The 6449-nt window shown below is 64.2% G+C and carries 5 protein-coding genes; 4 read left to right on the forward strand and 1 reads right to left on the reverse strand.

The window, feature by feature from the left end; translation table 11 throughout:
• A partial coding sequence (locus VF515_21505) for a peptidylprolyl isomerase (protein ID HEX7410206.1) occupies window positions 1-487 on the reverse strand: 487 nt, incomplete at its 3' end.
• 214 nt (window positions 488-701) lie between these two features.
• Between VF515_21505 and VF515_21510 the strand changes: the two genes are divergently transcribed.
• From VF515_21510 to VF515_21525, 4 genes are all read left to right on the forward strand, one after another.
• Entirely contained in the window at window positions 702-1925 is a 1224-nt protein-coding gene (locus tag VF515_21510) for an alkyl sulfatase dimerization domain-containing protein (GenBank protein ID HEX7410207.1), read from the forward strand.
• A gap of 71 nt (window positions 1926-1996) precedes the next feature.
• A complete protein-coding gene (locus VF515_21515) occupies window positions 1997-2761 on the forward strand; it encodes a glucose 1-dehydrogenase (protein ID HEX7410208.1) in 765 nt (254 codons plus the stop codon).
• Between the two features lie 55 nt (window positions 2762-2816).
• Window positions 2817-3638 carry a 5'/3'-nucleotidase SurE gene (gene surE / locus VF515_21520; GenBank protein HEX7410209.1) on the forward strand — a complete coding sequence of 274 codons (822 nt, stop codon included), beginning with the start codon at window positions 2817-2819 and terminating at the stop codon, window positions 3636-3638.
• A gap of 72 nt (window positions 3639-3710) precedes the next feature.
• The gene (locus VF515_21525; protein ID HEX7410210.1) at window positions 3711-6275 is read left to right on the forward strand and encodes a M1 family aminopeptidase; all 2565 of its coding nucleotides are present in this window, start codon (window positions 3711-3713) and stop codon (window positions 6273-6275) included.
• Window positions 6276-6449: the final 174 nt, after the last annotated feature.

The raw sequence follows: 6449 nt of genomic DNA on the forward strand, positions 1-6449 counted from the left end.
CGTCGTCAAAGCCGCCCTTCCTCGCCGTTTGCACGTGTTCGATCTTTTGCACCACGTCCATCCCCTCGACCACTTTCCCGAACACAGCGTAACCGAACCCCGCCGCCTCGTCACGGTGATTGAGGGAGTCGTTGTCCTTCACGTTGATGAAGAACTGCCCTGTGGCGCTGTCCACCACGCCCGTGCGCGCCATCGCCAGCGTACCGGTCACGTTCTTCAAGCCGTTGCCGGCCTCGTTCTTGATCGGCGCCTTGGCCGGCTTCTGCTTCATGTCCTTGTCGAAACCGCCGCCCTGGATCATGAAATTCGGGATCACCCGATGAAAGATGGTCCCGTCGTAGAACTTGTCGTTCACGTACCCGAGGAAGTTCTTCACCGTCACCGGTGCCTTGTCTTCGTAGAGTTCGATCTTGATGTCACCGACTGATGTCGACATCAGTACCATTGGATTCTTCCCTTCCGCTCGTGCCTCTCCGGTCACGAACATGGTGATGAGTGTCAGCGCCGATAATACTGCCGTTCGCATGGTGTCCTCCCAAAAGTCGAAATGCTTGTCTTTCATAGCAGTTTGGCCGCTTCCCGCAAACTTCCCCAGGGCCCCCGGACCACCATTGCACCCGTGGATGAGGAGAGGATATGAATCCGCTGAAATAGAAGAGCATCCACGATTTGGAGGTCCTGTGCCCGAGCCAACACCCGCAATGGACGGACTGTATTATTTCCGCGACACACCCGAGCGCATTGCCGACGGCATTCATTTGATCTCGGCGTTCGGCAACTCGGCCTGCATCGAAACTACGGACGGGTTGGTCATCGTCGACACCTGTGTCCGTCCGATGGGAGCGCGTTTGTTGGAGCAGATCCGTCGCATCTCCGATCAGCCGATACGCTACGTGGTGTACACCCACGGCCACTTCGATCATGCCTTCGGGGTCTGGGCGCTGCTCGAAGAAGCGGAGCGGCGCGGCCGTCCACGACCCCAGATTGTGGGGCACGAGTTGGTCCCGAAACGGTTCGACCGCTATCTGGAGCTGGACGGCCTGCACGACCACATCAACCGCATTCAATTTGCCCTTCCCCCGCAGGCCAAGGTGGTGGTGCCCGAGCAGTTCTACTACCCCGACATCGTGTACCGCGACGGCATGGCGTTGCGGCTGGGCGGGCTCACCTTCTACCTGCACCACGCCATGGGCGAAACAGACGACGCCACCTGGGTCTGGATTCCCGAACGGCGAACGGTATGCACCGGTGATCTCTTCCTGTGGTCGTGCCCCAACATCGGCAATCCCTTCAAGGTGCAACGGTACGAAGTGGAATGGGCCGAGGGGCTCGAAGCCATCGCCGCTCGTGAGCCGCTCGCCCTCGCCCCTGGCCACGGACCGGCCATCGTCGGAAGCGATGCCGTTCGCGATGCCTGCCTCGATACCGCCCGAGCCCTCCGCTGGTTGCACCACGAGGTGGTACGCCGCCTCAACCAGGGCATGTGGACGGAACAGATCCTCGCTGAGGTCAACGCCTTGCCGCCGGACTTGGCCAGCAAGCCGTACTTGCAGCCCATCTATGGTTGTCCGACATTCATCGTTCACGGGATCCTGCGCCGCCACAGTGGATGGTTCGACGGCAACCCGTCGCACCTGTTCCCGGCAGCGACCAGCGCCGTCGCCAAGGAAGTCGTCGAACTGGCCGGTGCACCGGAACTCTTGAAGCGAGCCCGTGCGCTCCAACAGGCCGGTAGTATCCAGCTCGCACTGCACCTCGTTGATCTGGTCATAGACGGCGGCGACCACAACCTGGGCAAAGAAGCCCTGCAGCTGAAGAGCGACCTGCTCGCCGCACGTGCCGACGCCGAACCAAGCTTCATTGCGCGGAACATTTTCAAGAACGGTGCGGCCGCCGCGGCGGCAGACGCGACAGAGCGTAGCTGACGGAGCCGGAGCAGAGGTGCTGCGAACGGGATTCGGTTGCCCGTGGTAACGGTCACAGTTATGGTGCTGCCATGGAGCGCTTGCACGGGAAGACGGCTTTCATAACCGGCGGCGGCAGCGGCATCGGCCGGGCGACCGCGTGCCGGCTCGCCAGCGACGGTGCACGGGTAGCCGTTGCCGACATCAACATCGAAGCGGCGCAGGGCACCGAACAGATGATCCGCGCGGCCGGCGGCGAGGCGCTCGCACTGCCGGTGGACATCTCCGACTTCACGGCCGTGCAATCCGCCGTGCGCCAGACGCAAGAACGCTACGGCGGCACCGATATCTTAGTCAACAACGCCGGCTGGGATCGGATCGAGCCATTCATCAAGAATACGCCCGACCTGTGGGACAAGCTGATCGCCATCAATCTGAAGGGTCCCATTCATTGCTGCCGTGCGGTGCTCGACGGCATGATTGCCGCCGGTGGCGGGAAAATCGTCTGCATCAGCTCTGATTCTGCGCGTGTCGGCAGCACCGGCGAAGCCGTGTATGCCGCATGCAAAGGCGGGATCATCTCCTTCGCCAAGACGCTCGCCCGTGAGCTGGCGCGGTACAACATCAACGTCAACGTCATCTGCCCAGGCATCACCGACACGGCGCTGATCAAAGAAGTGACGCAGCCCGAATACGGGAAGAAGGTCATCGACGCCGTCACACGGACGATTCCCTTCCGGCGCATGGGCCGCCCGGAAGAGGTGGCGGCGGCGGTAGCCTTCTTCGCCTCTCCGGACGCGGATTTCATCACTGGACAGGTACTGAGCGTCAGCGGCGGCCTGACGATGGCGGGGTAAGACCGGAGAGCGCCAGCGACCTTTCTCCCTCTCCCCCTGAAGCCCCCCGGAGCGCATGCCAACAATTCTGATCACCAACGACGACGGTATCGACTCGCCCATGCTGGTGCCCCTGGTGCAGCGCGTGCAGCGCCTGGGGACGGTGCGGGTGGTGGTACCGGATGCGGAACGCAGTTGGACCGGCAAAGCGATCACGCGCTTCGATGTGGTTCACGTCCTCCCAACCGTCCGTGACGGAATACCCATGCATGCCGTCAAAGGCACGCCTGCCGATTGCGTCAGTCTCGGCGTGCACACGCTCTTTGATACCCCGCCGGATTTCGTCATCTCGGGGATCAACCTCGGCCTGAACTACGGGCTCGCCTTTGTGCTCTCCAGCGGCACCGTCGGCGGCGCCATGGAGGCGTGGATCGCGGGTATTCCGTCGATAGCGTTCTCCATGGCGATTCCCCACGATGCCTACGGGCTCACCGGCGCCCGGCGCATCGAAGCGCTCGGCGCGCGTCCGCCAGCCGCGGCAGACATCGCCGGCGAGATCAGCGAGACTATCCTGACCCGCGGCTTTCCCAGCGACGTCGATTGCTTTTCGGTCAACATGCCGGCGGATGTGGATGCCGCAACGCCGCGCGTGATATCCCGACTCACCCGGTCGCGCTACGGCCCGCTATTCGTGCCCGGCCCGGAAGGCGGGTACCTGCATCGCTTCCAGTCACTGGCCGCGATCGAAGACCACGAAGACGGTGACATGCAGGTGGTCGAGCGCGGCGCCATTGCCATCACCCCGCTGCGCCTGGACTTCTCCAGCTCGCTCTCCGACGGCAGCTTGCGGGCGGCGCTGTCTTCTTCTCCCTCGCCCTCCGGGAGAGGCCTGCCCTGAGCTGGTCGACGGCGTCGGGGTAAGAACAGCCCCACTTCCGCTGGCGCTCTCATTTCAGTAATCATGGGATTTATGGACGATCGCGACTTCCGTCTCTCCAAAGATGTCATGCCGACCCGGTATGACCTGCACATCAACGTCGATCTCGACAATTGGCGCTACACGGCCTCTGAACGCATCGAGGTGACGGTCCACGGCCCCCGAGCGGAGATCGTGCTGCACGCGATTGGCTTCAGCATCGACGCGGCGCGAGTCGTGGCGGCAGGCACGACGCGCGCGGCAGCTGTCGACTTCAACCCCGAGGCGGAGACCGCTAGTTTGCGGTTTGCGGAACCCGTCCCGGCCGGACCCGCCACTTTGGAGATCGAGTTCAGCGGCGAGATCCTGGAGCGGCTCCGGGGCTTCTACCGGTCGCTGAAAGACGGTGACCGGTACGCGGCCACCCAGTTCGAGGCCGCCGACGCACGCCGCGCCTTTCCGTGCTTCGACGAGCCGGAGTTCAAGGCCCGCTTCGCACTGACGCTGACGATCCCACCAGGCACCGTCGCCATTTCCAACGGACCGCAGCAAGACAGCCGAACACTCGCGGATGGGCGCAACGAAATCCGTTTCGCCGAAACACCGCCGATTTCTTCCTACCTGGTCGCGTACTGCGTCGGTCCTTTCGAGGCGACGCCGGTCGCTGCGACCCCGAGCGGCGTGCCGGTTCGGGTGTGGCTGCCACGCGGCCTCGCCGACAAGGGCATGTACGCGCGTGACGCCCACGTGCGCTCGCTCGCCTATCTGGAGGACTACACCGGCATCCCGTACGCCTACACCAAGGCGGATGCGATCGGCGTCCCCGATTTCGAAGCCGGCGCCATGGAGAATCCGGGCGCCATCACCTACCGTCTCACCGCCATCGCCGCCGATCCGGAGCGCACCTCAACCCACGCCTTGAAGGGAATCTTCTACACCGCCGCACACGAGCTCACCCACATGTGGTGGGGCGATCTGGTGACCATGGCATGGTGGAATGATCTGTGGCTCAACGAGTCGTTCGCCACCTTCGTCGGCTACCAGGTCACCGCCGATCTGATGCCGGAATGGGGTTTGTGGCGCGATTTCGTGGCGACGCTGTCGCGGCCGTTCGGCCTCGATGCGTTGGTCTCGACACATCCGATTTCCTTCGAGGTGCGGAACGCCAAGCAAGCCACCGAGCGCTTCGACGTCATCACCTACTGGAAGGGCGCGGGCGTGGTCCGCATGATCGAAGGGTTTCTGGGCGCGGCGGCCTTCCGCGCCGGTGTGCAAAGTTATTTGGAACGCTACCGCGAACGCAACGCCACTGCCGACGATTTCTGGCGCGAGCTGAGCGCCGCCTCAGGACGCGACGTGGCCGCCATCGCCAACGCGTGGATCAAGGAACCCGGGCATCCGGTGGTGCACGTAACGGCCTCGCGAGAGGGCGATGGCCTCCGTTTACGCCTCCGGCAAGAGCGCTTCTACGCCGATCCCAACGTTCGTGAAGGACGCCGGCCGCAGGCCTGGCCGGTGCCGCTGGTCATCAAGTTCGGCACCAACGGCGGCACCGCCGAGCGCCGTGAGCTGCTTGGCGCGGAGGCGGCCGAACTCACGGTGCGCGGCGCGCGCTGGATTTTCCCCAATGGCGGGGCAAGCGGGTTCTACCGCTTCACGATGGATGATGCGTCGCTACAGGCACTACTCGAGAGCGCACAGGAAGCCCTCGGTGCGCATGAGCGCTTGATGCTCGTCGACAACCACTGGGCCTTGCTCAAGGCGGGCATGGTCTCTGTCGAGCAATACCTGACTGTCCTCGATGGCTACCGCACCGAGGCGGACCGCGCCGTCATTTCGACCATCGCCGACCAGCTGAGCTGGCTCAGCACGCATGTCGTCGCCGATGAGATACGGCCACGTTTCGAACGCTTCGTCGACGATTACTACCGGCCGCAGTTCGAGGCGCTCGGTTGGGAACCCCGCGCCGGCGAGCCCGTCGATGAGCGCCTCAAGCGTGCCGCCATCATCGCGGCATTGGGCGGCGTCGCACGCACGACCTCGGTGCGTACCGAAGCGCGACGGTGGCTCGATCAGTACCTGCTCGACCGCTCCTTACTCGATCCCAATCTCGCTTCCGTGGTCACCGGGCTGGCCGCCCGTGATGGCGACCACGGGCTCTACGAGCGCTACCTCGAACGGAAGCGCAGCGCCACGACCGACCCGGAAGAAGAGCAGCGCTTTCTGCTGGCACTCACGGCGTTCGAGCTGCCGGAGCTGATTCAGCGCACACTGAACCTCGCCCTCAGCACCGAGGTCCGGGCGCAAGATCGGACATCTCTTCTGGCCGGCCTGCTCGGGCGGCGGACCTCGCGCCTGGCGGCATGGGCGTTCGTCCGGGCGCAATGGGACCGGCTGATCACGTTGATGGATCCGATGTTGTTGCAGGGACTCGTCCGCGCCCTAGGCCAGCTCACACCTGAGCCCACGGCCACCGAGGTGCGCAAGTTTCTCGCCCCGCGCGCCCATGAAGAGACGCGTGAGACCATTGCCCAAGTCACGGAACAACTGGCGATCGACGCTGCCTCCTGCGCCCGACTCTCGCCGGCGCTGACGGCGGCGCTCAGGAAACGAAGCTAGCGGGTGCATCCAGCGCGCCCCACGGCTATGATCCGCCGTTTTGCGTAGCCAGGATACCGCCGCGGTCGCCAACCGCCCAACCGAGTTGCGGGCTGACAAAGGTCACCGCGTACAACGGATCGCTGACGCCGCTGTCCTGGCTGCTCCACGTGCTGCCGCCATCGCTGGTCGCGA

Source organism: Candidatus Binatia bacterium, from assembly GCA_036382395.1.
In the GTDB taxonomy this organism is placed as follows: Bacteria; Desulfobacterota; Binatia; order HRBIN30; family HRBIN30; genus JAGDMS01.